General features: G+C 69.0%; 23 protein-coding genes. 7 read left to right on the forward strand and 16 right to left on the reverse strand.

What is annotated here, in order from left to right; translation table 11 throughout:
- Nucleotides 1-48: 48 nt before the first annotated feature.
- The 4 genes from MRBLWH10_RS08215 to MRBLWH10_RS08230 are packed head-to-tail and all read right to left on the reverse strand — an operon-like array spanning nt 49 to nt 4097.
- Complete coding sequence (locus MRBLWH10_RS08215) at nt 49-999, reverse strand: ROK family protein (protein ID WP_341942308.1); 951 nt, start codon at nt 997-999, stop codon at nt 49-51.
- Nucleotides 1000-1013: 14 nt separating this feature from the next.
- A complete protein-coding gene (locus MRBLWH10_RS08220; protein WP_105673281.1) occupies nt 1014-1931 on the reverse strand; it encodes a carbohydrate ABC transporter permease in 918 nt (305 codons plus the stop codon).
- Complete coding sequence (locus tag MRBLWH10_RS08225) at nt 1921-2826, reverse strand: sugar ABC transporter permease (protein ID WP_341942310.1); 906 nt, start codon at nt 2824-2826, stop codon at nt 1921-1923. Before MRBLWH10_RS08225 ends, MRBLWH10_RS08220 begins: the two co-directional genes overlap by 11 nt.
- Before the next feature lie 20 nt (nt 2827-2846).
- A complete protein-coding gene (locus tag MRBLWH10_RS08230) occupies nt 2847-4097 on the reverse strand; it encodes a sugar ABC transporter substrate-binding protein (RefSeq protein ID WP_341942311.1) in 1251 nt (416 codons plus the stop codon).
- A gap of 202 nt (nt 4098-4299) precedes the next feature.
- On the opposite strand from MRBLWH10_RS08230, the gene MRBLWH10_RS08235 reads away from it, so the two are divergent.
- A complete protein-coding gene (locus MRBLWH10_RS08235) occupies nt 4300-5448 on the forward strand; it encodes an ROK family transcriptional regulator (RefSeq protein ID WP_341942312.1) in 1149 nt (382 codons plus the stop codon).
- A gap of 6 nt (nt 5449-5454) precedes the next feature.
- Here the strand turns inward: MRBLWH10_RS08235 and MRBLWH10_RS08240 are convergent, their stop codons facing one another.
- The 8 genes from MRBLWH10_RS08240 to MRBLWH10_RS08275 all read right to left on the reverse strand — a co-directional run bounded on the left by MRBLWH10_RS08240 (nt 5455) and on the right by MRBLWH10_RS08275 (nt 15574).
- Nucleotides 5455-6720, reverse strand: a complete 1266-nt coding sequence (locus MRBLWH10_RS08240) for an alpha-L-fucosidase (protein ID WP_341942313.1) — start codon at nt 6718-6720, stop codon at nt 5455-5457.
- 93 nt (nt 6721-6813) lie between these two features.
- Entirely contained in the window at nt 6814-7842 is a 1029-nt protein-coding gene (gene ilvC / locus MRBLWH10_RS08245) for a ketol-acid reductoisomerase (protein WP_105673277.1), read from the reverse strand.
- A 75-nt stretch (nt 7843-7917) separates the two neighbouring features.
- Nucleotides 7918-8427, reverse strand: coding sequence for an acetolactate synthase small subunit (ilvN, locus tag MRBLWH10_RS08250; RefSeq protein WP_105673276.1), 510 nt, complete (start codon nt 8425-8427; stop codon nt 7918-7920).
- Nucleotides 8428-8429: 2 nt separating this feature from the next.
- Nucleotides 8430-10232 carry an acetolactate synthase large subunit gene (locus MRBLWH10_RS08255; protein WP_341942314.1) on the reverse strand — a complete coding sequence of 601 codons (1803 nt, stop codon included), beginning with the start codon at nt 10230-10232 and terminating at the stop codon, nt 8430-8432.
- 58 nt (nt 10233-10290) lie between these two features.
- Entirely contained in the window at nt 10291-12009 is a 1719-nt protein-coding gene (ilvD, locus tag MRBLWH10_RS08260) for a dihydroxy-acid dehydratase (RefSeq protein WP_105673274.1), read from the reverse strand.
- 9 nt (nt 12010-12018) lie between these two features.
- The gene (gene otsB / locus MRBLWH10_RS08265; protein ID WP_341942315.1) at nt 12019-12819 is read right to left on the reverse strand and encodes a trehalose-phosphatase; all 801 of its coding nucleotides are present in this window, start codon (nt 12817-12819) and stop codon (nt 12019-12021) included.
- Nucleotides 12820-12868: 49 nt separating this feature from the next.
- Complete coding sequence (locus MRBLWH10_RS08270; protein ID WP_105673272.1) at nt 12869-14278, reverse strand: trehalose-6-phosphate synthase; 1410 nt, start codon at nt 14276-14278, stop codon at nt 12869-12871.
- A gap of 51 nt (nt 14279-14329) precedes the next feature.
- Entirely contained in the window at nt 14330-15574 is a 1245-nt protein-coding gene (locus MRBLWH10_RS08275; protein WP_105673271.1) for an MFS transporter, read from the reverse strand.
- 185 nt (nt 15575-15759) lie between these two features.
- On the opposite strand from MRBLWH10_RS08275, the gene MRBLWH10_RS08280 reads away from it, so the two are divergent.
- On the forward strand, nt 15760-16953 hold the full coding sequence (locus MRBLWH10_RS08280; protein ID WP_341942316.1) for a PLP-dependent aminotransferase family protein: 1194 nt from the start codon (nt 15760-15762) through the stop codon (nt 16951-16953).
- A gap of 4 nt (nt 16954-16957) precedes the next feature.
- Entirely contained in the window at nt 16958-17227 is a 270-nt protein-coding gene (locus tag MRBLWH10_RS08285) for a hypothetical protein (RefSeq protein ID WP_341942317.1), read from the forward strand.
- A 48-nt stretch (nt 17228-17275) separates the two neighbouring features.
- On the opposite strand, the gene MRBLWH10_RS08290 is transcribed toward MRBLWH10_RS08285, so the two are convergent.
- From MRBLWH10_RS08290 to MRBLWH10_RS08300, 3 genes are read right to left on the reverse strand one after another with little or no spacing between them, the layout of a single operon-like run.
- A complete protein-coding gene (locus MRBLWH10_RS08290) occupies nt 17276-18454 on the reverse strand; it encodes an acetyl-CoA C-acetyltransferase (RefSeq protein WP_341942318.1) in 1179 nt (392 codons plus the stop codon).
- 4 nt (nt 18455-18458) lie between these two features.
- On the reverse strand, nt 18459-19097 hold the full coding sequence (locus MRBLWH10_RS08295; protein WP_341942319.1) for a CoA transferase subunit B: 639 nt from the start codon (nt 19095-19097) through the stop codon (nt 18459-18461).
- 1 nt (nt 19098) lies between these two features.
- Complete coding sequence (locus MRBLWH10_RS08300) at nt 19099-19872, reverse strand: CoA transferase subunit A (protein WP_341942320.1); 774 nt, start codon at nt 19870-19872, stop codon at nt 19099-19101.
- A gap of 104 nt (nt 19873-19976) precedes the next feature.
- On the opposite strand from MRBLWH10_RS08300, the gene MRBLWH10_RS08305 reads away from it, so the two are divergent.
- From MRBLWH10_RS08305 to MRBLWH10_RS08320, 4 genes are read left to right on the forward strand one after another with little or no spacing between them, the layout of a single operon-like run.
- Nucleotides 19977-20762, forward strand: coding sequence for an IclR family transcriptional regulator (locus MRBLWH10_RS08305; protein ID WP_341942321.1), 786 nt, complete (start codon nt 19977-19979; stop codon nt 20760-20762).
- Nucleotides 20763-20795: 33 nt separating this feature from the next.
- A complete protein-coding gene (locus MRBLWH10_RS08310; protein ID WP_341942322.1) occupies nt 20796-21233 on the forward strand; it encodes a MarR family transcriptional regulator in 438 nt (145 codons plus the stop codon).
- The gene (locus MRBLWH10_RS08315; RefSeq protein WP_341942323.1) at nt 21230-22456 is read left to right on the forward strand and encodes an MFS transporter; all 1227 of its coding nucleotides are present in this window, start codon (nt 21230-21232) and stop codon (nt 22454-22456) included. The genes MRBLWH10_RS08310 and MRBLWH10_RS08315 overlap by 4 nt, the downstream gene beginning before the upstream one ends.
- A gap of 49 nt (nt 22457-22505) precedes the next feature.
- Nucleotides 22506-22985 (forward strand): YbaK/EbsC family protein, encoded by a 480-nt coding sequence (locus tag MRBLWH10_RS08320; protein WP_223586542.1) that lies wholly within the window; start codon nt 22506-22508, stop codon nt 22983-22985.
- 107 nt (nt 22986-23092) lie between these two features.
- Here the strand turns inward: MRBLWH10_RS08320 and MRBLWH10_RS08325 are convergent, their stop codons facing one another.
- A complete protein-coding gene (locus tag MRBLWH10_RS08325) occupies nt 23093-24589 on the reverse strand; it encodes an Ig-like domain-containing protein (protein WP_341942324.1) in 1497 nt (498 codons plus the stop codon).
- Nucleotides 24590-24729 lie beyond the last annotated feature (140 nt).

Raw genomic sequence — 24729 nt, forward strand, 5'->3', positions numbered from 1 at the left:
CTTCGGGGCGTTCGGTCACGTGCTGCTCCTTGGTCTGTGTCGTCGTCTTCAGTGTGCGTCGGCGGGGACGAGGGCGCGACGCACGGCCTCGATCGCACCGAGGGCCACGGCATCCCCGCCCAGTGTCGCGGGGACGATGCGCAGCGGCAGCCCGGACACGGGGGCGTCGGTCCGCAGGGTCTCCTCGATCGTCGGCGCCAGGAGGTCCCAGGCTTCTGCGACTCCCCCGCCGACAATCGCGCACGGGAGGTCGAGAAGGGTCGCCGCGCTCGCGCAGGCGAGGGCGAGGGCGCGGCCCGCCGCCCGGAACACCGCGACGGCGTCGGGATCGCCGCCACGCGCACGGTCGGCGACCTGGCGGGCGTCCAACGGCGTCGCGCCGATCCGCTCGGCGTAGCGCCGCCCGATCGACGTTCCAGACGCGAGGGTCTCGAGATGTCCGATCTGGCCGCACGTGCACACCAGATCGCTGTACCCGGGCGTGTGTCCGATCTCCCCCGCGGCGCCGTGCGGTCCGTGCCGCAGTGCGCCGTCGATGATGACCGCTCCGCCCACGCCGGTGCCGAGCATCACGCCGAGCACATCGCGCTCGCCTGGGGCCGTGCGCGCCGCCTCGCCGAGGAGGAACGCGTTGACGTCGTTCTCGACACGCACCGGCACGGAGAGTCGTGCGGAGAGCTCGTCTCCGAGCGGGAACCCTGCCCAGTCGGCGAAGGTCGCGGAGGCGGCGCGCACGACACCGGTCTCGTGATCGATGACTCCCGCCGCGCCCACCCCCACCGCGGTCAGCGGAGAGCCGGAGCGGGCGGCGATATCGAGGGCGAGAGAGGCGGCGGCATCCGCCATCGCCGCCCCGCCGACACTCGCCGGTGCAGGCACGCTGCCCCGCGCCAGCACGGAGCCGTCCGCGGCCACGGCGATCCCGGCGATCTTCGTGCCGCCGATGTCGATGCCGATCACGCCATCGACCGACGCGATGGGCAGGGCTGTCCCCTCCACCTGCGCGCCCACGGTCAACGGCCGCCGAGCCCGGCCATGGCGATGCCCTTGACCAGGTGCTTCTGCAGCACGATCACGAGCACGGTCGTCGGGACCATCGAGATGATCGCCGCGGCCATCTGAAGGTCCCACCGTGTGCCGGTGAGTCCAGAGAAGCTCGCGAGCCCGACCGGCAGCGTGCCGTGGGCGTTGTAGTCCACGGTCACGATCAGCGGCCACAGGTAGCTGTTCCAGAACGACAGGAACGTGAACACCGAGAGCACGGCCACGGCGGACTTCGCCAGCGGAAGGATGATCTGCACGAAGGTGCGGACGGGACCCGCACCGTCGACGCGCGCGGCCTCCTCCAGCTCGTAGGGGATGCCGCGGAAGAACTGCCGCATGAGGAAGGTGCCGAACGCGGTGAAGGCGAACGGGAAGATCAGCGCCTGATAGGTGTCGACCCAGTTGAACCACTGCATGACCTGGAACATCGGGATGACGAGAACCTCGGCCGGCACCATGAGGGTGGCGAGGAAGAGCACGAACACGGCATCCCTCCCCTTCCAGCGCAGGCGCCCGAACGCGTACCCGGCCGTCGTCGAGACGAACAGCACCACCAGGGTGCCGGCGATCGCCACGAAGAACGAGTTCCCGATGTAGGTGAGGAACGGTCCGTAGGCGAACACGTCGAGGAAGTTCGTCCACCGCACCTCGGACGCGATCAGCGACGGAGGCATCGTGAACATCTCGGAGTTGGGCTTGAGCGCCGAGAAGAACGCGTACACGATGGGCGACACGAAGATCGCGGCGGCCAGATACACGAGCACGTGCGCGATGACCAGGCGCACGCGCTCCGGCCCGCTCAGCGGTGCCTTGGTGCGTCCGGTGCGCTCGGTCTCGACGTGGTCGTCGTCGAGGACGACGGATGCCGTCGACAGGTCAGTGCTCATAGTGCACCCACTTCTTCTGCGCGCCGAACTGGAGCGCAGTGATCACGATGATGAGGGCGAAGAGGATCCAGGCGCCGGCTGCGGCGAGTCCCAGCTCCTGGAACTTGAAGCCCTGGTTGTAGATGAACTGCACGAGCGGCTGGGTCGCGTTGCCCGGGCCGCCGCCGGTGAGCAGCTGCGGCTGCACGAAGACCTGGAGTGCGGTGATCATGGTCATGATGGTCGCGAAGAAGATCGCCGGGGAGATCATCGGGATGACCACGCTGAGCTGCATGCGCAGTCCGCTCGCTCCGTCGATCCGGGCCGCCTCCATGACGGACTCGGGGAGCTGCTCGAGCGCAGCCGAGAAGATCAGCATGTTGTAGCCGACTCCCTGCCACACGCTCATCACGACGACCATGATCATGGCCCACTGCGGGTCGGCGAGGAAGTTCGGCAGCGTCGTGCCGAACCAGGTCTCGGAGACGCCGTTGAAGAGACCCTGCGGCTGCAGGAGCATCTTCCACACCAGCACGTTCGCGACCATCGGGGTCACGACCGGGACGAAGAAGAGCACCCGGAGGGCCCCGCGTCCGCGGATGCGCGGACCGAGCGCCATCGCGAGGACGAGCGAGAGTGCCACGTTCAGCGGGACGTAGAGGATCGTGAACACCGCGGTGTTCCGCAGCGCCGGCCAGAAGTCCGGGCTGGAGGTGAACAGTCGGATGTAGTTGTCGATACCGATGAAGGTCTTCTCGCCGAACGTCGGCCAGTCGAAGAAGCTCATCACGATGGAGAGCACGACGGGCACGACGGTGAACACGGCGAGGCCCGCCAGGGCCGGGGTTGCGAACCCCAGCGCCTGACGGCCCTCAGCCTTGGCGAGAGACCCCCGACGTCGCGCGTTGGTGGTCATCACTCGTCTTCCTGGATTGCTTACTTGCCGAACTGCTGCTGAGCGGAGTCGAGGACGTTCGCCATCGTCTCCTGCCCGTTGTACACGCTGACCAGCTGCGGCTGGATGTACGTGCCGACCTTCGCCCAGTTGTCGCTGACGTACTGGCCCTGGACGTTCTCGAAGGCGGCCGTGAAGACCTCCTTCACCTGTTCGCGGTACTTCTCGTCGATCGACTCGAAGTAGAGCGGCTGGCTCTCGGCGCGCGCCGGGTAGCTGCGACCGGACGACGCGATGTAGTCCTGGGAGTCCTTGCTCAGGAGCGAGCCGAGCACCTTGATCGCGGCGTCCTTGTTGTCGCAGGTCTTCGAGATGCCGTAGCCCGAGCCGAGGATCAGGCTCAGCGGGGTCCCGTCCTCGGACGGCAGCGGCGCCATGCCCGCCGTGAAACCGGACTCGTTGTTGAGGTAGCTGACCGCGTTCCAGGTGCCGTCGACGGCCATCGCCGCGTTGCCGCTGGAGTACTGGTTCTCACCCCAGCCCCCGTCGGACGCCGAGGCGACCGGGAGGGCGACCTTCTGGTCGGTGACGAGACCGGCGTACCAGGTCGACGCCTCGACGAACTTCTCGTCGGTGAGCTGCAGGGTGCCGTCCTCCGTCACCGGCTGCACGCCGGCCTTGGCGATCGGCAGGGCCTGCCACTGGAAGTCGCCCATCCCCACCGCGAACCCGGACTTGCCTCCGGTGGTCGCCGTCTTGGCGGTCTTCTCGAAGTCCTCGAAGGTCCAGCCGGTGGCGGGGGTCTGTGCGCCGGCAGCGGTCAGCTGATCGGCGTTGTAATAGACGAGCATCGTGGAGACGTCGTACGGCAGGCCGTAGAGCTCGCCCTTGTTCTTCAGGATCTCGGTCGCTCCGGGCGCGAAGTCGCTCTCGGCGAGGCCGGCCGCCTTGAGGTCCGCGTCGGTGAGGGTGGCGAACCCGTCGGTGTAGCTGGAGAGCATCCCGCTGTTCATGCCGGTGATGCACGCCATGTTTCCGGAGGCCATGTTGGTGGTGAGCTTCGTGAAGAAGTCACCCCACGGCGCCGTGCGCAGCTCGATCTTGAGGTCGGGGTTCTGCTCCTGGGCGACCTTGATCTGCGCTTCGAGCGCCTTGGTGTCGTCGGCGGAACCTGCCCACATGTCGACGACGATCGTGTCGTCCGAGCCGGAGCCGGTCGAGCCGGCGCAGCCCGTCATGGCGACGGCGACGCCGGCGATGGCGACGACGGCTCCCATACGCATCTTCTTCATTGAATGACTCCTAGCGGATCGGGAAGGTTGCTTCGCGGGTCGAAGCAACCTAGTAGGATTTCGTATGAAGTTACCGTGTCATACTTCACGGGCCGCCGCAAGCGGAACATCCGATGTTTATAGATCCTTGACCTTCCGCGTCATGACCGACATCACGACCCGACACCGATAGCCTGACGAGATTCGCCGACGAAGGAACGACATGCCCCGTACCGCCGATCGCTCTGCCGAGGATCTCCACTCACGACGCATTCTCGACCTCGTCGCCCGCGGCGAGGCCCGCTCCCGGAGCGAGCTCGCCGCTCGGCTCGGCATCGCCGCCTCCACCATCGGCCTCCGCGTCCAGGCGCTGTTGGATGCCGGGATGCTCGAGGAGGCGGGAGACGGCGTCTCCCGCGGCGGCCGGCGGCCACGTGTGCTCCGCGTGGCCGAAGAGGGCGGGATCGTGCTGTCCGCCGATCTCGGCGGCGGGCACGCGCGCATCGGGCGCCACGGTCTCGACGGCCACCTGCAGGAGGTGCGGACGACACGCATCGACCTGACGGACGGACCGCAGGCGACGCTCGCGACGGTGGCCGCGGTCTTCCGGCAGCTTGCGGACGGCTCGACCCTCCGGGCGATCGGGGTGAGCCTCCCCGGTCCGGTCGACATCGAGTCCGGATCCGTCGAACAGCCGTCCCGGATGCCGGGATGGCCGGGGTTCCGGGTCGGCGAGCATCTGCGGGAAGCCTTCGGCGTGCCGGTCGCCGTCGACAACGACGCCAATCTGGCGGCGCTCGGCGAGCATCGCCTGCAGCTCGGCTACACGCAGCACAGCATCACCGTGAAGGCGGGCACCGCGATCGGCAGCGGCGTGATCGTGGAGGGCCACGTGCACCGCGGCGCCACCGGCGCGGCCGGAGACATCACCCACACGCGCATCGACGGGAGCGGGGACATCCCCTGCTCGTGCGGGAACACGGGGTGCCTCGAGACGGTGGCGAGCGGTGCCAGCCTCGTCAGGCAGATGCGAGAGCGCGGACGCACCGAGGTGGCCACGACGGCCGATGTGCTCGCGCTGGCGCGCGACTCCGACCCTGAGGCGACCATGCTGGTGCGGACGGCGGGCACGCACCTCGGGCAGGCTCTGTCCGGCGTCGTCAACTTCTTCAACCCGAACGCGGTGTTCCTCACCGGGAGCATGAGCGCATCGGAGCCGTTCATCGCCGCCGTACGCAGCCGCGTCTACGAGGCCTGCCACCCGCTCGCGACGCAGCGCCTGCGCATCGAGGCAGCCGCGACCGGCGCCGACGCGATCCTGCACGGAGCGGCCAGGCTCGCCCTCGACGATCTCGAGCTGCCGGTCACCTGAGCGGAGCTATTCCCCCGTCAGAACCAACTCGATCACGGGGAGTACCACGTCCGGCCTGCGGACCGGGAGGTGCACGGTGAGCGTTCCCTCCGCCTCCCCCGCCGGAGTCATGTGCGAGGCGCGCTGGTCGGGATCCGAGACGGACGTGCGCAGCCAGGATCCGTCGCTCAGCAGGCGCGCGTAGGAGACCTTTCCCGCGAGCCCGGGGAGATGCACGAATCCGAGCGGCCACGCGAGCAGATGCAGATACAGGCGGTCCCCTCGCTGCGTGTACACGCCCTCACGGGGCGGGGCGAACGGGGCGTGTCCGGCGCCGACCACGGAGCCGCGGTGCAGGCGCATCCACTCCCCGATCTCCGACAGGGTCGCCGCATCCCGCGGCACGACGGCGCCGCGGCCGTCAGGACCGATGTTGAGGAGCATGTTTCCGTCCATGGACACCGAGTCGACGAGCATCTGCACGAGCAGCTGCGCGGACTTCTGATCGGTGTTGTCGCGGTCATAGCCCCATGAGCCGTTCAGGGTCTGACACGCCTCCCACACCACGGGCCGACCGTCCCTCATGAGGGGCGAGGTGGGCTGGTACTGCTCGGGCGTGACGAAGTCCGCCGGGATGCCGAGCCGGTCGTTCACCAGCATCCCCGGCTGGAGCTCGCGGCACATCGCGAGCAGCGCCTCGGCGTCCCAGTCCTGAGGGCCCTTGCCCAGCCACCCCTGCTTCTCCTCCGGATACGTGAAGTCGAAGAACAGGTAGTCGATGTCGCCGTAGCCGGTGAGCAGCTCGCGGATCTGTCCGTGCAGATGGTCGCGGTACCGCGACATGTCGCGGCCCGCGTTGAGGGCCGCTGCATCGGGGTCATCCCGACGGGGATGGTTCCAGTCGATCGTGAAGTCGGGGTGATGCCAGTCGATCAGCGAGTGGTAGAGCCCGACCTTGAGCCCCTCGCCCCGCACGGCGTCGACGAACTCTCGCACGAGATCGCGCGAGACGGCGGTGGCCGAGGTGAAGTCGGTCAGTGCCGAGTCCCACAGGCAGAATCCGTCGTGGTGCTTGGTGGTCAGAACGACGTACCCCATCCCCGTCTCCTTCGCCCGCCGGGCGATCGCGCGCGCATCGAAGAGATCGGGGTCGAAGTGGTCGAAGTAGGGCCGGTACTCGGCATCCGTCAGCCGCTCGCGATTCTGCACCCATTCGTGTCGCGCGGCGGCGCTGTAGAGGCCGAAATGCACGAACATCCCGAAGCGGGCGCGGTCGAACCAGTCCTGTCGCATACCCTCATCTTAGCGTCAGACATCGGATGTCTAAGGCTCTGAGCGCGAAAAAGGGCGCCCCCCGAAGGGGCGCCCCTCTCACGGTGCTCGTCGTCAGCGCGCAGCGCTGCCGTCGACGTAGTCTTCGTCCTGCTGCTTCCAGGCGAAGAGAGCGCGAAGCTCCTTGCCGGTCGCCTCGATGGGGTGCGTCTCCTCCTTGGCGCGAAGCGCCAGGAACTCCTGACCGCCGTTGTCCTGGTCGTCGATGAAGCGCTTCGCGAAGGCACCCGACTGGATGTCCGCGAGCACGGCCTTCATCGACTCCTTGACCTCGGGGGTCACGATGCGCGGGCCGGAGACGTAGTCGCCGTACTCCGCCGTGTCGGACACCGACCAGCGCTGCTTGGCGATGCCGCCCTCCCACATGAGGTCGACGATCAGCTTCAGCTCGTGGAGCACCTCGAAGTAGGCGATCTGCGGCTGGTAGCCCGCCTCGGTGAGGGTCTCGAAGCCGGCCTGCACGAGGTGGCTGACGCCACCGCAGAGCACGGCCTGCTCGCCGAACAGGTCGGTCTCGGTCTCCTCGGTGAAGGTCGTCTTGATGACACCGGCGCGGGTGCCTCCGATCGCCTTCGCGTACGAGAGAGCCGTCGCCCACGCGGTGCCGGACGCGTCGCGCTCGACGGCGATGATGTCCGGGATGCCGCGGCCGGCGACGAACTCGCGACGGACCGTGTGACCGGGCGCCTTCGGGGCGACCAGGATCACATCGACGCCCTCGGGCGCCTCGATGTAGCCGAAGCGGATGTTGAAGCCGTGCGCGAAGGCGAGGGTCTTGCCCGCGGCGAGGTTCGGCGCGATCGACTCGCTGTAGATGCCGCGCTGGTGCTGGTCGGGAGCGAGGATCATGATCAGGTCGGCCCACTGGGTCGCCTCAGCAACGGACTTGACCGCGAAGCCGGCCTCCTCAGCCTTGGGCGCGGACTTCGAGCCCTCCTTGAGGGCGATCGCGACCTCGACACCCGAGTCGCGCAGGTTCTGCGCGTGGGCGTGACCCTGCGAGCCGTAGCCGACGATCGCGACCTTCTTGCCCTGGATGATGGACAGGTCGGCGTCTGCGTCGTAGAAGATCTCGGTGCTCACTTGTTTCTTTCTCCTTGATAGTTGCGTTTCGTCTCGCTTCGCTCGCTCAACGAACGGCGAAGGTCTTGTAGGTGCTCAGCCGCGCAGGACGCGCTCGGTGATGCTCTTGCCGCCCCGGCCGATGGCGAGGAGACCGGACTGCGCGATCTCCTTGATGCCGAAGGGCTCGAGCGCCCGCAGCATCGCATCGACCTTGCCCTTGTCGCCCGTGACCTCGATCACCAGCGCGTCGGCGGCGTAGTCGACGACCGAGGCGCGGAAGAGGTTCACGACCTCGATCACGTTCGATCGGGTGGTGTTGTCCGTGCGCACCTTCACGAGCATGTGCTCGCGCTGCACGGAGGTGGCGAAATCGAGCTCGACGATCTTGATCACGTTGATCAGCTTGTTGAGCTGCTTGGTGACCTGCTCGAGCGGGAGCTCGTCCACATCGACGACGACCGTGATGCGGGAGATCCCCGGCACCTCGGTCACCCCCACCGCGAGCGAGTCGATGTTGAAGCCGCGTCGGGCGAAGAGCCCCGCGACACGGGTCAGCAGGCCGGGGGTGTTCTCCACCAGCAGGCTCAGCACGTGAGTCGACATGGTCAGATCTCCTCGTCGAAGGAAGGCGCGTGTTCGCGGGCGTACTGGACGTAGCTGTTGCTCACGCCCTGCGGAACCATCGGCCACACCATCGCGTCAGCCGACACCACGAAGTCGATCACCACGGGGCGGTCGTTCGTGTCGAGGGCGAGCTGGATGGCGGCATCCACGTCCTCCTCTTTCTCCACTCGGATGCCGAGGCAGCCGTACGCCTCGGCGAGCTTGACGAAGTCGGGGATGCGGACGGTGCCGTGGCCCGTGTTCAGGTCGGTGTTGGAGTGGCGTCCGTCGTAGAACAGCGTCTGCCACTGACGCACCATGCCGAGCGAGGAGTTGTTGATGATCGCGACCTTGATCGGGATGTTGTTGATCGCGCAGGTGGCGAGCTCCTGGTTCGTCATCTGGAAGCATCCGTCGCCGTCGATCGACCACACCACCCGGTGCGGCTCGGCGACCTTCGCGCCCATCGCGGCGGGCACCGAGTAGCCCATGGTGCCTGCGCCTCCCGAGTTCAGCCAGGAGTTCGGACGCTCGTACTTGATGAACTGCGCCGCCCACATCTGGTGCTGGCCGACGCCGGCCGCGTACACGGCCTCGGGGCCGGTCAGCTCGCCGATCCGCTGGATCACGTGCTGCGGCGAGAGGTGTCCGTCGGTCGTCGGCTGGAACCCGAGCGGGAACTCCTTACGGAGGCCGTCGAGGTAGGACCACCACTCCTCGATGTCGGGCGTGGTCTGCGCCGTCGCGCCGCGGAAGGCGGTCTCGAGGTCGACGAGCACGTCGCGCACATCACCGACGATCGGCACGTCGGCCGTGCGGATCTTCGAGATCTCGGCGGGGTCGATGTCGACGTGCACGACCTTCGCGTTCGGAGCGAAGAGCGCGGCCTTGCCGGTCACGCGGTCGTCGAAGCGTGCGCCGAGCGCGACGATGAGGTCGGACTCCTGCAGCGCGAGCACGGCCGGCACGGTGCCGTGCATGCCGGGCATCCCGAGGTGCTGCGGGTGCGAGTCGGGGAACGCCCCGCGTGCCATCAGTGTGGTCACGACGGGGGCGCCCGTGAGCTCGGCGAGACTCTTCAGCTCCGCCGAGGCGCGGCCGCGGATCACGCCGCCGCCCACGTACAGCACGGGCTTCTTGGACTCGGCCAGCATCGCGGCCGCGGCCTGGATCTGCTTGCCGTGGGCCTTCGTCACCGGGCGGTATCCGGGCAGGTCGATCTTCGGCGGCCAGATGAACGGCGCCTTGGCCTGCTGAGCGTCCTTGGTGATGTCGACCAGCACGGGACCGGGGCGACCGGTCGAGGCGATCTCGAACGCGGCGGCGACCGCGCCGGGGATCTCGGCGACGTCCTTCACGAGGATCGAGTGCTTGGTCACCGGCATCGTGATGCCGACGATGTCGGCCTCCTGGAAGGCGTCGGTGCCCATGAGAGTGGAGAACACCTGTCCCGTGATCGCGACGATCGGGATCGAGTCCATGTAGGCGTCCGCGATCGCGGTGACGAGGTTCGTCGCTCCGGGGCCGGAGGTGGCGATCGTGACGCCGACGCGCCCCGACGCAGTCGCGTAGCCCTCGGCGGCGTGCCCGCCACCCTGCTCGTGACGCACGAGGATGTGGCGCAGCTCGGTGGAGTCGAGCAGGGGGTCGTAGACCTCCATGATCGCCCCGCCGGGGATGCCGAACACATCGGTCACGCCGATGAGCTCGAGCGAGCGGACGAGCGCCTGCGCTCCGGTGAGCACGGGCGCCGCGGAGTTCTGGGCCGGAGGCCTCGGCACGGCCGAGACGGAGTCAGTGGTCATGGGACTTCCTTCTGGTGGTCTGTGAGCGACGTCGGATGCCTGGGGCTGCCGACGCGATTCAGCCGGTCGTCGCGCCCTCGGCGGCGGACCGCACGAGACGCGAATACTTGGCAAGTACGCCACGGGTATAGCGCGGGGGAAGCGGCTCCCAGCCAGAGCGGCGGGAGGCGAGCTCCGCCTCGTCGACGAGTAGGTCGAGAGAGCGAGCTGCGATATCGACCCGTATCAGATCACCATCGCGCACGAAGGCGATGGGACCTGCGTCCACCGCTTCGGGTGCTATGTGGCCGATGCACAGGCCGGTTGTGCCGCCTGAGAATCGTCCGTCCGTCAAGAGTAGTACATCTTTTCCGAGCCCCGCGCCCTTGATGGCCGCGGTGATCGCGAGCATCTCGCGCATCCCGGGTCCGCCCTTGGGGCCTTCGTAGCGGATCACGATGACGGTGTTCTTCTCGATCTCGCCGTTCGCCACGGCATCCATCGCCGCCCGCTCGCGTTCGAAGACGCGCGCGGTGCCCTCGAAGACGGCGGCGTCGAAGCCGGCCGTCTTCACGACGGCGCCCTCGGGTGCGAGCGATCCGTGCAGGATCGTCAGGCCGCCGGTCGCGTGGATCGGGTTGTCGAAGGTGTGGATGACCTCGCCGTCGATCGGCATGGGGTCGAGCTCTGCGAGGTTCTCGGCCAGAGTCTTGCCGGTCACGGTGAGCGCGTCGCCGTGCAGCAGCCCCTCGTCGAGCATCGCCTTCATGATCACGGGGATGCCGCCGTGCCGGTCGACGTCGTTCATGACGTACTTGCCGAAGGGCTTCATGTCGGCCACGTGCGGGACGCGGTCGCCGATGCGGTTGAAGTCGTGCAGGCTCAGCTCGACCTCCGCCTCGCGCGCGATGGCGAGCAGGTGCAGCACCACGTTGGTCGAGCCGCCGAGGGCCATCGCCAGCGCGATCGCGTTCTCGAACGCCTCCTTGGTGAGGATGTCGCGGGTCGTGATGCCCTGACGGAGCAGGTTCACGACGGCCTCCCCCGAGCGGTGGGCGAAGTAGTCGCGGCGGCGGTCAGCCGCGGGCGGAGCGGCCGAACCGGGAAGGCTGAGACCGAGGGCCTCGGCGACCGACGCCATCGTGTTCGCGGTGTACATGCCGCCGCACGCGCCCTCACCGGGGGCGATCGCGCACTCGATGCGCTTGAGGTCCTCTTCGCTCATGAGCCCCGCACGGCACGCGCCGACGGCCTCGAACGAGTCGATGATCGTGACGTCCTTCTCGGTGCCGTCCGACAGCTTCACCCAGCCCGGCGCGATGGAGCCGGCGTAGAGGAAGACGCTGGAGAGGTCGAGTCGGGCGCTGGCCATCAGCATGCCGGGGATCGACTTGTCGCAGCCCGCGAGCAGCACGGAGCCGTCGAGGCGCTCCGCCATCATGACGGTCTCGACCGAATCGGCGATGACCTCACGCGACACGAGCGAGAAGTGCATGCCCTCGTGCCCCATCGAGATGCCGTCGGACACCGAGATCGTGCCGAACTGGAGCGGGTAGCCGCCCCCGGAGTGCACGCCCTCCTTGGCGCCCTGCGCCAGGCGGTCGAGGCTCAGGTTGCAGGGGGTGATCTCGTTCCAGCTGGACGCGATGCCGATCTGCGGCTTGTCCCAGTCGGCGTCGCCCATGCCGACGGCACGGAGCATGCCTCGGGAGGTCGTGGCCTCGATGCCGTCGGTGACGACACGGCTGCGGGGTTTGATGTCGATGGGCGCGGGAGACTCGGGATCAAGCGAGGTCATGACGGAAGTCTATTCCCGTCGCGCCGCGCGTTCGTCCGCCAGTGCCTCCAGAAGCTGGGCGATCTCTTGTGGGTTGCGCACACGGAGCCCGGCTGCTGTCTCACCCTCGCCCACTCGCACGCCCAGATCGCCGTCGACGAGCACGCGCATGGCGTCCTCGTCGGTGACGTCATCGCCGGCGAAGAGGATGCCGGTGGCGTCGTAGCGCTCGCGCAGGGCCGTCATCGCGGCGTCCTTGCCCTCGAGGCGCGACGAGAACTCGAGCACGTGGTGGCCCTTGCGGCGCCTCCAGTGCGGGAACCGCTCCGCGACGAGCGCGTCGATCTCGGCGAACAGCTCGCGCTCCACCTCGGGAGTCGCGGCCCTGGTGTGCACGCCCATCCCGAAGGTCTTGGGCTCGAGCTCGGCGCCGTCGAACCGGTCGATGATCGGACGCGCGGCCTCCCACAGCTCCTCCTTCGTGCCGTCCTCCTCCGCCGCCGCGGACTCGACACCGGACTCGCCCGAGCCGGGGTACCAGTACTGGGCGCCGTGCGACCCGGCGAGGGCGACCGGGGACTCGTCGGTGTGCTCAGTGATCTCGCGGAGATCGTGCATGCTGCGCCCGGAGACGTACGCCACCACCGTGTCGGGCATCGCGCTCAGACGCTCCATCTGCGCGGCGACCTCCGGAATCGCGCGCGCGGCCATCGGGTCGAGCACAAACGGCGACGCCGTGCCGTCGAAGTCGAGGGCGACCACGAGTCGAGGGGTGGCTGCGATGGCGCTGAGCGCGGCATCCGTCGTTCCTGGCGTCCAGCTGCGGGTCACGAGATCTCCGATCGAGGGGAAGGGTGCCCTTCCAGTATGGCCGCCGGTCTCAGCGCCCATGCACCTCGGCGAGGGCGCGGAGGAACGACGACGACCACGCGTTCACGTCGTTCTCCAGAACACGGCGACGCAGCGCCCGCATCCGTCTCCCCTGCTCGCGCGGCGTCATCTCCACCGCCTGCATGATCGCGTCCTTCAGCCCCTCGATGTCGTGGGGGTTCACACGCACCGCCTGGCGAAGCTCGTCGGCAGCGCCGGTGAACTCGCTCAGCACGAGCACGCCCCGGTTGTCGGCCCTCGTCGCGATGTACTCCTTCGCCACGAGGTTCATCCCGTCTCGCAGCGCGGTGACCAGCATGACGTCGGCGGCGAGGTACAGCGCGACCATCTCCTCCCTGGGGTAGCCCTGGTGGAGGTAGCGGATCGCCGTGTGGCCCATCGTGTCGGTATCGCCGTTGATGCGGCTCACCGCGAGCTCGATCTCATCCCTGAGGTGGACGTAGGCGTCCACGCGCTCGCGGCTGGGGCTCGCGACCTGGACCAGCGTCACGTCCTCGACGTGCAGCCGTCCCTCGGCGAGGAGCTCGCCGTACGCCTTGATCCGGTGTCTGATGCCCTTGGTGTAGTCGAGACGGTCGACCCCGAGGAAGATGCGCGCCGGATTGCCGAGGCTCTCCCTGATCTCGGCGGCCCGCGCCTGCACGTCAGGACGCGCGGCGAGCTCGAGGTAGGGCGTCGTGTCGATCGAGATGGGGAACGCCTTCGCGACCGCTGTGCGCGTCTCCCCCGGCGCACTGGGCACCGCCACGGCGGAGCCCTTGACCTCGTATCGCAGGCGGCGCCGCACGGCGGTGAGGAAGTACGTCGCGTCCTGCGCGCGCTGGAACCCGATCACATCGGCGCCCAGCAGCCCGCGGAGCACCTGATCCCGCCACGGCAGCTGCGCGTACAGCCCGTGAGCCGGGAACGGGATGTGATGGAAGTAGCCGATGGTCACATCGGGGCGCAGCTCACGCACGAACTGCGGGACGAGCTGCAGCTGGTAGTCGTGCACCCAGACCGTTCCGTTCTCGGACACGGCGGATGCCGCGGCCTCGGCGAAGCGGCGATTCACCGTGACGTAGGCGTCCCACCACTCGCGGTGGTACTGGGGCGGGGCGATCACGTCGTGGTACAGCGGCCAGATCGTGTCGTTCGAGAACCCCTCGTAGTACTCGGCGACCTCTTGGGCGCTCAGCGTGACGGGGATCAGGTCGATGCCGCCGATCTCGAAGGGTGCGAGCTCGAGGTCGGCCTGTCCCGGCCAGCCCACCCACGCTCCGTGGGCGCTGCGCATCATCGGCTCCAGAGCGGCGACGAGGCCGCCGGGCGAGGTCCGCCACTCCTCCTCGCCGTCGGGTCCCTCGATCCGGTCGACCGGAAGGCGGTTGGCGACGACGACGAAATCTGCGACGGCCATGATGGGTCTCCTCACACGAGCGGTTCGGTGTCCCCAGGCTATCGAGGTCGACTACGCCGTGGCGGCAGCGGCGGGTCGGATCGCGCTGAGCCGCCAGTTGAGCAGGCCCGCCGCGAACGTGATGAGAGCGGCGATGATCGGCAGCACCAGCGCCGCGGACGTGCCGACGCTCTCCGCGAGCTCCCCTGCGACCGCCGCGCCGATCGACTGTCCGACCACCACGCCGGAGCCGAGCATCGTCATGACGGTGGCCGAACGGCCGAGCGGGCTGCGCGCCGCGCCGAAGCTGTACTGCGTCACGAGCGTGGGGCCGATGCCGACGCCCATGATCGCGAGGGCGACCATCATCGTCGCTGGCGAGTCGACGAACGGCAGCAGCAAGGTCCCCGCCAGCAGGATGCCGGCGAAGACCAGCCACCGCGCGCGCATCGAGAAGCGCGGAGGCAGCCAGGCGACGCCGAGCGCGAGCACGGCGGAGCCGACGCCCATGACGCCGTAGAGCAGACCGGCCTGCTCCGGCGCGTCGCGGTCGGCCATGAACGACGTGAGCGCGGTCAGCATCGTGCCGAAGAAGATGCCGACGCCGAGGATGCCCAGCACGACGATGAGGAGCTGCGGCCGGAAGAGCTCGGACACGGCAGACGGCGCTCTGCCGTCGGCGTCGCGGTGCAGGGAGACCGCGCGTGCGCTCGGATGCAGGGCGAACGCGCCGACGAAGAGCACGGTGAGTCCGGCGGCGACGACCAGAGGCGCCCACGGCGCGATGGCGGAGGCCAGGATGCCGACGAGGAACGGACCGAACACGAACACGGTCTCGTCGGCGGCGGACTCGTACGCCATCGTCCCTGAGATCGTGCGGGAGCGGCCGACCTCCGGCATCCGATCGGTGATCATGGTGACGAGACGCGAGCGGGACAGCGGCGCGACCTGCGGTGCCGTCGCGCCGATGCCGAAGGCGCTCAGGAGCACGAACGGGTCGGCGGCGGCCCCGTAGACGACGACGGTGAACAGCACCAGCATCGCCGCGTTCGCGACCGCGAGCAGCGTGAGCACCGCGCGCTGACCGAATCGGTCGGCCGCGGCACCCAGGAGCGGGCCGAAGCACGCGGTGCCGAGGCCGACGGCCGCGGAGGTGAGGCCTCCGAGCGACAGCGATCCGCGCGCGGAGACGACGACGGTCAGGACGCCGACCACCATCATCGCGAACGGGAGACGCGCGATGAACGCGATGAGGAAGTAGGGAAGACCGGCTATGCGGAGCAGGGTGGGCTCTGCGGAGGAGTGCGTGTGTGTCATGGCTCTCGCGCGCCCAGAGGACGCGGGGTGGGGTGCCGCCGCTGTCCGTCGGAGAGCCGACGGCCGGTAGATACACGGGTGCGACTGCGGCGGACCGCAGCCCCTCCAGAATACCGCGTCATGGAGAATCCGGCAGATCCCGAGGCGCAGTAGGGTGGTCGTCACCCGCGCACCCAGGAGGTCCCATGCCCAGCCCAGAGACGCTCGTCGCGCTGCCCGGCCGCTCCGAGCGTGCCGGATCCGCGAAGACCTCCCCCGTCCGGGATCTGCTCGCCCTCACCGAACGGCCCGAGGTCATCTCGTTCGCCGGGGGGCTGCCCGCGCCGGAGCTCTTCGACCTCGACGGCATCCGCGCGTCCTTCGACGAGGCCCTCGGCGCACCGGCCGTGCTGCAGTACTCGACGTCGGAGGGCAATCCCGCTCTGCGCGAGATCGTCGCCGGGCAGTACACGGCAAACGGCCTCCCGACGGATGCCGGCGACCTGATCATCACGACCGGTTCCCAGCAGGGCCTCGGACTCCTCTCCACGGCTCTGCTCGACCCTGGCGACGTGATCCTCGTCGAGGAGCCCTGCTATCTCGCCGCGCTGCAGACCTTCGCCCTCGCGGGAGCACGCGTGGTCGGCGTCCCCTATCTCGGAGACGAGCTCGACCTCGACGCCCTCGACGCCCTCGCCTCGGCTCATGCCCCGAAGTTCTTCTACACGGTGCCGACGTTCCAGAACCCCACGGGGCGGACGCACGGCCTCGCCGCCAGACAGCGGATCGCGGATGCCGCGATCCGCCACGGATTCCGCATCATCGAGGACGAGCCGTACCGGCAGCTGCGGTACTCCGGAGACCCGCTCCCCTCCCTCGCGACCTTCGCACCCGATCATGTGCTGAGCCTCGGCAGCTTCTCGAAGGTCATCGCACCCGGCCTGCGCATCGGCTGGGTGCGCACGACCGCGGACATCCGCCCCACCGTCACGATCGCGAAGCAGGCCGCTGATCTGCACACGTCGACCATCGATCAGGCCGCCGCGGCGCACTACCTGGCGTCGGGGCGAAGCGATGCCGCCCTCGCGCAGATCCGCGCGGCCTACGCCGATCGACGGGACGCGATGGTCGACGCCCTCGCGACAGCGCTCCCGGCGGGCAGCTCCTGGAACAGCCCCGACGGGGGCATGTTCGTGTGGGCGCGCCTCCCCGAGGGCATGGACGCCACCGCGGCCCTCCCGCATGTCCTCCGTCATGACGTGGCTTTCGTCCCCGGAGCGCCGTTCTACGCCGGCCCGGCCGACGCCCGGGCGATGCGACTGTCATTCACGACGTATGCTCCCGATCGCATACGCGAGGGCATCGCTCGCCTCGGCATGGGGCTCGCGGGGGTAGCGTAGGGGTATGCGCTACCTGTTCAGCACGGGACTGTTCGCCGCGATCTCCGCGGGGATCTCGCTGCTCCGCGGCACTCGAGAGGCGCCGATCACCTGGCGCGCGGTGCTCGCGTGGGTGAGCTGGGGCATCACCCTGGCCCTGGCCATCGGCGCCGTGATCGACACCAGACGCGACGAGCGCGGCGACATCGTCGCCCCCGACTCGCCGCTGGCGCCGACGCAGGCGAAGCGTGCCAAGAAGGCGGAGAAGGCCGCGGCGAAGGCGCTCAAGCGCTGATCCGCCGGACGGCCCTCGCCGACCGACGAGAAGAGGCCGAAACGTCCCTCACCTCGTCAGGATGAGCGCTTCGCCCTGTCCCCCACCCCCGCACAGCCCGACCGCGGCCGTGCCGTGCCCTCGCCGGGCGAGTTCATGCGCGGCGTGCACGACCAGGCGTGTGCCCGAGGCGCCGATCGGGTGACCGATCGCGATGCCCCCGCCGTGGATGTTCACGATGCCGCTGTCGAGGCCCAGCTCCTGCTGCGACCGGGCGACGACCGCTCCGAAGGCCTCGTTGATCTCCACCAGATCGAGATCCGACGGCGTGATCCCCTGCTTCTCGCAGGCGCGCTCGATCGCGCGCGCCGGCTGCGCCTGCAGCGAGTTGTCCGGCCCTGCGGTCTGACCGCTCGCCCCGACGGTGACCAGCACGGGCCAGCCCTTGGACTCGGCGTTCGCGCGGGTGGTCACCACGACCGCCGACGCGCCGTCGGAGATCTGCGAGGAGTTGCCCGCGGTGATCGAGCCGCCTTCGGCGAAGGCCGGGCGAAGACCCGCGAGGGATTCGACGGTGGTGTCGGGGCGGACGCCCTCATCCGCCGTCACCCGCACGGCAGGGCCACGGCGCTGAGGCACCTCGACGGCGACGATCTCCGCGTCGAACACACCAGCGCCCTGCGCGGCGGCGGCCCTCTGGTGAGACAGCGCGGCCACGGTGTCCTGCGCCTCTCTCGTGAGCTCGTACCTCGCGTTGTGCCGCTCGGTGGAGGCGCCCATGCTCTCCCTGTCGTAGGCATCGGTGAGTCCGTCGAACGCCATGTGATCGAGCACCTCGACGCTGCCGTAGGTCCAGCCGTCACGCGAGCCCATCAGCATGTGCGGGGCGCGGGTCATGGACTCCATCCCGGCGGCGACGACGACCTCCGCGTCACCGGTGCGGATCATCCTCGCGGCGTCGATGATCGCGGTCAGCCCCGAGAGGCAGACCTTGTTCACGGAGTGCGCGGGCACATCCCAGCCGATCCCGGCCCCGATCGCCGCCTGACGGGCAGCGTTCTGCCCTGACCCGGCCGCGAGGACCTGGCCGACGATGACCGCGTCCACCTCGGCCGGGTCGATCCGGGCCTGCTCCAGAGCGCCGCGAATCGCGAACGATCCGAGCTGCGGGGCCGTGAACGACGCGAGCTGGCCTTTCAGGCGCCCCTGGGGCGTACGGGCGGCGGCGACGATGACGATGTCGGTCATGGGTTCACTCCTTCGTGAGGATCAAAACGGGTTCGGTGGCGGCGATGACGTCGGCGGCGGTGACTCCCGGCGCGGTCTCGATCAGGACCAGGCCCGCATCCGTCACGTCGATCACCGCCAGGTCGGTGATGATCCGGTCGACGACGCCGCGGCCGGTGAGCGGCAGAGAGCAGTCGTTCACGATCTTCGCCGAGCCGTCCTTGGCGACGTGCTCCATCAGCACGATCACGCGGGCGGCTCCGTGCACCAGGTCCATCGCACCGCCCGGGCCCTTCACCATCTTGCCCGGGATCATCCAGTTCGCGAGATCTCCCGACGCCGACACCTGCATGGCGCCGAGGATGGCCGCATCGATCTTGCCACCGCGGATCATCCCGAAGCTCGCGGCCGAGTCGAAGAACGCCGCGCCGGGAAGCGTGGTGACCGTCTCCTTGCCCGCGTTGATCAGGTCGGGGTCGACCTCCTCCTCGCGCGGATACGGCCCCACGCCGAGGATCCCGTTCTCGGACTGCAGGACGACGGTGACGCCCTCGGGGACGAAGTTGGGGACCAGCGTCGGCAGGCCGATGCCGAGGTTCACGTAGGAGCCGTCCTGCAGCTCGGCGGCGGCGCGCGCGGCCATCTGCTCTCTGCTGAGTGCCATGTCAGGCTCCTTCCGCGGCGACCGTACGTCGCTCGATGCGCTTGGGGATGTCGGTGCCGACCTCGACGACGCGGTGCACGTACACCCCGGGGAGATGGATGCGATCGGGGTCCAGCTCGCCCGGCTCGACCAGTCGCTCGACCTGGGCGATGCACACCCGCCCTGCCATCGCGGCGAGGGGGTTGAAGTTGCGGGCGGCCTTGTTGAAGACCAGGTTGCCGTGACGGTCACCCGCCGCGGCGTGCACCAGCGAGAAGTCGGTTCTGATCGCCTCTTCGAGCACGAACTCGCGGGGCGCGCCGTCGATCTCGAAGGTCCGCACATCCTTGACCGGCGAGGCGACGGCGATCGACCCGTCCGACGCGTAGAGGCGGGGCAGTCCGCCCTCGGCGACCTGGGTGCCGACGCCCGTCTGCGTGTAGAACGCGGCGATGCCCGAACCGCCTGCGCGCAGCTTCTCGGCGAGCGTGCCCTGCGGGGTGAGCTCGAGCTCCAGCTCCCCGGAGAGGAACTGCCGTTCGAACTCCCGGTTCTCCCCGACGTACGAAGAGGTCATCTTGCGGATGCGCCGCGCCGCCAGGAGGACGCCGAGGCCCCAGTCGTCGACGCCGCAGTTGTTGCTCACGACGCTGAGCTCCTTCGTACCCTGCGCGAGCAGCGCCTCGATGAGCGCGATCGGGTTGCCGGAGAGCCCGAAGCCGCCGACCGCGATCGAGGCCCCGTCGGGGATGTCGGCGACGGCCTCGGCGGCTGTGGACCAGTTCTTGTCGATCACGCGTGCTCCTTCGAAGACGTGTACCCCTCCAGCATCCACCCGCCGACCACGAGGCGACAGCAGGCTCTTGCGATGTGGGCGAACTCGGCGATAGCGTCCACATTATGGAATCCACCCGCAGCGTTCCGGGCGCGCAGGCGATCGCCCGCGCCGCCCGTCTGCTGCGCCTGGTGACAGCGGGCGGGTCCGACGGCGCGACCCTGCAGGATCTCGCCCGGAGCGCGGACCTGTCGCGCTCCACGACCCACCGGCTGCTCAGCGCGCTCAAAGCCGAAGGACTCGTCGATCGTGACGGCGAGAGCACGAGATGGATGCCTGGGCCCGAGCTCTTCCTCATGGGAACCGTGGCGGCTGCGCGCTACGACGTGACCGCGCTCGCCCGCGACATCGTCCGATCCCTGGCCGTGAAGACGGAGGAGAGCGCGTTCTTCTCCGTGCGCAGGGCCGACGAGACCGTGTGCCTGCTGAGAGAGGAGGGGTCGTTCCCGATCCGCTCCTTCGTGCTCAGCGAAGGGGTCAGATTCCCGCTCGGCGTCGCGAGCGCAGGGCTGGCCATCCTGGCCTTCCTTCCTGACCACGATGTGGATGCCTATCTCGACCGGCATCCCGAGCTCGCACAGGAGTGGGGGCGGCAGCATGCTCCCGACCCGCTGCGGGCACGGCTCGCCGACACGAAGGAGCGCGGCTACGCGGTGAACCCCGGTCTCATCGTGGAGGGCAGCTGGGGGCTCGGCGCCGCGGTCTTCGACCGCAGCGGACGGCCGGAGTGGGCGCTGAGCCTCACGGGGGTCGAGTTCCGCTTCGGTCCTGAGCGCCTCGCAGACCTCGGTCGCACGCTGCTGGCGCACGCCCATCAGCTCTCCGCGCGCATCGCGAACGGTCGCCGCTGACATTTACATACCATTGGGTATATACTCATTGGTATGCAACGCGCGGATGTCATCCCCTCCCTCGTCCTCTCCGGGTACGCTCTGGGCAGAATCGCCGCACAGGATGCCGGAAACGACGCCCCGGCGGCGCAGTGGCGCGTGCTCAGCCTCCTCGATCAGAACGGCTCTCGCCGGGTCGGGGAGCTCGCGGCGGCGTCACGCACCACGCAGCCGGGGATGACCCGCCTCATCGGAGGCCTGGAGCGAGAAGGACTCGTGCTCCGCTCCCCCGATCCGGAGGATTCCCGAGCGATCGTCGTCGACATCACCCCTCAAGGCTCCCAGGCGCTGAGCGCCTGGCGCGAGGAGTTCCGCGACACGCTCGCCCCCCGCTTCGCCGATCTCGTCGACGAGGACTGGGCCGCCCTGACCCGCGCCGCGGAGATCCTCGCCGCGCACACCACCACCGAACCGACAGGAGCAGTACGTTGAACACCGCCGCACCATCCGTGTGGAAGCAGCCCGCACAGGTCTGGGCCGTCGCCTTCGCGTGTGTCGTCGCCTTCATGGGCATCGGCCTCGTCGACCCGATCCTCCCCGCCATCGCCGAATCGCTCGAGGCGACCCCGGTGCAGACCGAGCTGCTCTTCACGAGCTACCTCGCGGTCACGGGCATCGCGATGCTGGTCACGAGCTGGATCTCGAGCCGCGTCGGCGCGAAGAAGACGCTCCTGATCGGCCTCGCGCTCATCGTGGTGTTCGCACTCCTGTGCGCCCTCAGCGGCAGCGTCGATGCCGTGATCGGCTTCCGCGCCGGCTGGGGCCTCGGCAATGCCCTCTTCATCTCGACCGCGCTCGCGACGATCGTCGGCGCCGCCTCCGGAGGCAGCGGAGCGGCGATCGTGCTGTACGAGGCCGCCCTCGGACTCGGCATCGCCATCGGCCCGCTCCTGGGCGGACTGCTCGGAGAGCAGAGCTGGCGCGCCCCGTTCTTCGGCGTCGTCGTGCTGATGGCCATCGCCTTCGTCGCCATCCTCGCGCTGCTGCGCGGTCCGAGCGAGAAGCGCGAACCCGTGCCCTTCTCCGCCCCCTTCACGGCTCTCCGGCAGCCCGCACTCGCCGTCCTCGCCGTCGCGGCCCTCTTCTACAACATCGGCTTCTTCGTGCTCCTGGCGTTCTCGCCGTTCCCCCTCGGGTTCGGCGCCATGGGGATCGGCTTCACGTTCTTCGGGTGGGGCGTCGCACTCGCGGTCACGAGCGTCTGGGTCGCACCGCTTCTGATGCGCCGCATGAAGCGCACGCACATCATCCTCGTTGTGCTGCCGCTGCTGGCTCTGGATCTGGTAGCGGCGGGTCTGCTGGTGTCCTCCGCCACCGCCCTGGTCGTATGCATCATCGTGGGCGGACTGCTGCTCGGCGTGATGAACACCGTGCTCACCGAGGCCGTGATGGAGGCGACCGACCTGCCGCGCTCCGTGGCGTCCTCGGCGTACTCGGCGGTGCGATTCCTCGGTGGAGCCATGGCGCCGCCGATCGCGGCGGCACTGTGGCACGCGTTCAACGCGACGGTCCCGTACCTCTTCGCCGCCGTGTCCGTGCTCGTCGCGGCGCTCACGATCCTCCTCGGTCGAAAGGCTCTCGCGCACATCGACGACGAGTCTGAGGGCGGTGCTGCCGAGGACGCGGAGGCGATCCTCCTCGGGGACGCCGCGTAGCACGTCGCCGCCTGACACACGAGCCTGCCGCGTTCGATACGGTGGGGCGATGACCGCCCTCGACCTCCCTGAACGCAGCAGGCTCGTGCTCCGCCACCTCGAGGATGCCGGTGTCGACACCGTCATCCGTGTACTCCCCGACTCCGCTCGCACGGCCGCAGAAGCCGCGGCGGCGATCGGATGCGACGTCGCCGCGATCGCGAACAGCCTCGTCCTCCTCGCCGACGGCGCGCCGATCCTCGTCATGACGAGCGGTGGTCATCGCGTCGACCCGACAGCCCTCGCTCGGAACGTCGGAGCGCAGGAGGTCGTGATGGCTCCCGCCGCTGTCGTCCGGGAGTCCACCGGGCAGGCCATCGGCGGCGTCGCTCCTGTCGGACACCCCGCGCCCCTGCGCACCTACATCGACGCCGACCTGGAGGATCACGGTGAGATCTGGGCGGCCGCCGGCCACCCGCACACTGTGATGCCCCTCACCTTCGACACGCTGAAGGCTCTCACCGGTGGAAAGGTGATCTCCGTCGTCTGAGCGGAATTGCACCGCGACCGGAACCACCGCCACCGGGCCTACCGTGACGAGGTGCACGACGGCCCGTTCCCCGCTCGATCTCGGCGATGGGGAACGGGCCGCGCACCTCAACGACGTCGACGGCGCAGAGTCGCACCCGTCGTCATCGCAAGACCGAGCAGCAGGGCCGCAGCGCCTGCCAGGAGAAGCGGAGTCGGCACGTCCGAACCCGTCGATGCAAGCGAGCCGGTCAGCGGCAGCTCCTTCGGCGGCGCGGGCTTCTCCGGCGTCGCCGGGGTGGGCGGGGTCACCGGCGGCGTTGCGGTCGCCGTGTTGGTCAAGGTGATCGACGCCGCAGCGCCCTCCCCGATGGTGAGCTGTGCCTTCCCACCGTCGAGTACGCGCACTCCGGTGCCGCCGAACACGGGCGTGTTCCACACGACACCGTCCACGACAGGAGGAGCCGCCTCCTCGAGCGTCACGACCGTACCGAGGGGAAGCGCGATGCTCTGCACCGGGGTGCCCGGAACGAGCGTGATCGTCTTCGTCACGACGGGGTCGCCGTACGAGTACGTCACCGTGTACGCGGCATCTGCGGGCACCTTTCCGGCGCCGTCTCCGGCCACTGCCTTGACGAGCGTGAAGGCGCCGGTCTCCTTGCCCGTTCCGGCGCCACCACCCGCGGTCGTCCACACCTGGTTGTCGTGCACGGTGATGCCGTTGACCGTGGCGGTGTTCGCGTAGGTCGCGCCCTCCACCGGGTTGGTCGGCTCCGTCGTGTACTTGACCATGTAGTACTTGGTCGCATCGATGGGACCCGGGATCTCGAGATGGAACGCCGTACCCGTGGCGTTCCACTCCCCCGTCCATCCCGGCACGGTGAAGGGCTTGGTGTTCGTCTCGTCCGTGCCCCACACCGTGAGCACGCCGTCGACGTTGTGGTGCTCCGCGGTACCAGCACCCGCCGGGGTGAGCTCGTCGTCGACGGTGATCTTGCCGGCGTCAGCGAAGGCCGAACCGGGAATCGCGACCACCCACGCGATCTTCCCGTCATCGGTCAGCGACGACCACTTCGCCGGAGTCCCCGGCAGCGGCTTGCCCGGGATGATGCCGCCTCCGGGAATGTCGACGGGTGTGATCTTGCCGTCGACAACGAAGTCGACCGTGGTGTCGGTCGTGGCCTTGTCGGCCTTCGCGACGAACCAGAGCGTTCCTTCGATACCGGTGCGCCCGGTGACGTAGTCGGTCAGCGTGCAGGTTACGACGGGCGCCGCGTCGGATGACACGGTGCAGTTCGCGACGGTCTGACTCGGATCATCCTTCGACGGAATGGAGAACGTGCCGTTGAAGCCGGCGAACTCCTCCGGAAGCGTGAACCCGAACGTCTGTCCTGCGGCGGCGCCGTCGGGCACGGACCAGGCCGCGTCGATCCTGATCTGCTCGCCGACGTTGACCCCGCCGGTGCCGTCGACCGTGGTCACCGAGATCGACGCAGGGTCGATCGCCCCCGGATAGTCGTACTCCGCGGCGGACGCGGGCGCGATTCCGAGCCCGATCGTCGCCCCGAGAGCGATGAGAGCGCCGATCGCGGCGCGCACGCCGAAGCGCTTTCTGTTGCTGAGCATGGTGTTGTCCTCCAGTCACCGTTGCTCCCTCGCGTCCCCACGCGAAGGTCCCCATACGTAAGTAGACCGCAGAAGGTGCGATCCGTTACGCGGAATACCAGCATCTGCTTCAGATCAGGCATTTCTGCCGGTGAAGCCCG

The organism is Microbacterium sp. LWH10-1.2 (genome assembly GCF_038397765.1).
Classification (GTDB): Bacteria; Actinomycetota; Actinomycetes; order Actinomycetales; family Microbacteriaceae; genus Microbacterium; species Microbacterium natoriense.

Excerpts from the sequence above, each read along its gene's own strand:
- MRBLWH10_RS08305 (WP_341942321.1), top strand. The coding sequence starts at position 19,977 with ATGGAATCCACCCGCAGCGTTCCGGGCGCGCAGGCGATCGCCCGCGCC.
- MRBLWH10_RS08280 (WP_341942316.1), top strand. The coding sequence starts at position 15,760 with ATGCCCAGCCCAGAGACGCTCGTCGCGCTGCCCGGCCGCTCCGAGCGT.
- MRBLWH10_RS08270 (WP_105673272.1), bottom strand. The coding sequence starts at position 14,278 with ATGGCCGTCGCAGATTTCGTCGTCGTCGCCAACCGCCTTCCGGTCGAC.
- MRBLWH10_RS08285 (WP_341942317.1), top strand. The coding sequence starts at position 16,958 with ATGCGCTACCTGTTCAGCACGGGACTGTTCGCCGCGATCTCCGCGGGG.
- MRBLWH10_RS08290 (WP_341942318.1), bottom strand. The coding sequence starts at position 18,454 with ATGACCGACATCGTCATCGTCGCCGCCGCCCGTACGCCCCAGGGGCGC.
- MRBLWH10_RS08235 (WP_341942312.1), top strand. The coding sequence starts at position 4,300 with ATGCCCCGTACCGCCGATCGCTCTGCCGAGGATCTCCACTCACGACGC.
- MRBLWH10_RS08225 (WP_341942310.1), bottom strand. The coding sequence starts at position 2,826 with ATGACCACCAACGCGCGACGTCGGGGGTCTCTCGCCAAGGCTGAGGGC.
- MRBLWH10_RS08310 (WP_341942322.1), top strand. The coding sequence starts at position 20,796 with ATGCAACGCGCGGATGTCATCCCCTCCCTCGTCCTCTCCGGGTACGCT.
- MRBLWH10_RS08230 (WP_341942311.1), bottom strand. The coding sequence starts at position 4,097 with ATGAAGAAGATGCGTATGGGAGCCGTCGTCGCCATCGCCGGCGTCGCC.
- ilvD (WP_105673274.1), bottom strand. The coding sequence starts at position 12,009 with ATGACCTCGCTTGATCCCGAGTCTCCCGCGCCCATCGACATCAAACCC.
- MRBLWH10_RS08295 (WP_341942319.1), bottom strand. The coding sequence starts at position 19,097 with ATGGCACTCAGCAGAGAGCAGATGGCCGCGCGCGCCGCCGCCGAGCTG.
- MRBLWH10_RS08320 (WP_223586542.1), top strand. The coding sequence starts at position 22,506 with ATGACCGCCCTCGACCTCCCTGAACGCAGCAGGCTCGTGCTCCGCCAC.
- ilvN (WP_105673276.1), bottom strand. The coding sequence starts at position 8,427 with ATGTCGACTCACGTGCTGAGCCTGCTGGTGGAGAACACCCCCGGCCTG.
- MRBLWH10_RS08255 (WP_341942314.1), bottom strand. The coding sequence starts at position 10,232 with ATGACCACTGACTCCGTCTCGGCCGTGCCGAGGCCTCCGGCCCAGAAC.
- MRBLWH10_RS08220 (WP_105673281.1), bottom strand. The coding sequence starts at position 1,931 with ATGAGCACTGACCTGTCGACGGCATCCGTCGTCCTCGACGACGACCAC.
- MRBLWH10_RS08275 (WP_105673271.1), bottom strand. The coding sequence starts at position 15,574 with ATGACACACACGCACTCCTCCGCAGAGCCCACCCTGCTCCGCATAGCC.
- MRBLWH10_RS08240 (WP_341942313.1), bottom strand. The coding sequence starts at position 6,720 with ATGCGACAGGACTGGTTCGACCGCGCCCGCTTCGGGATGTTCGTGCAT.
- MRBLWH10_RS08325 (WP_341942324.1), bottom strand. The coding sequence starts at position 24,589 with ATGCTCAGCAACAGAAAGCGCTTCGGCGTGCGCGCCGCGATCGGCGCT.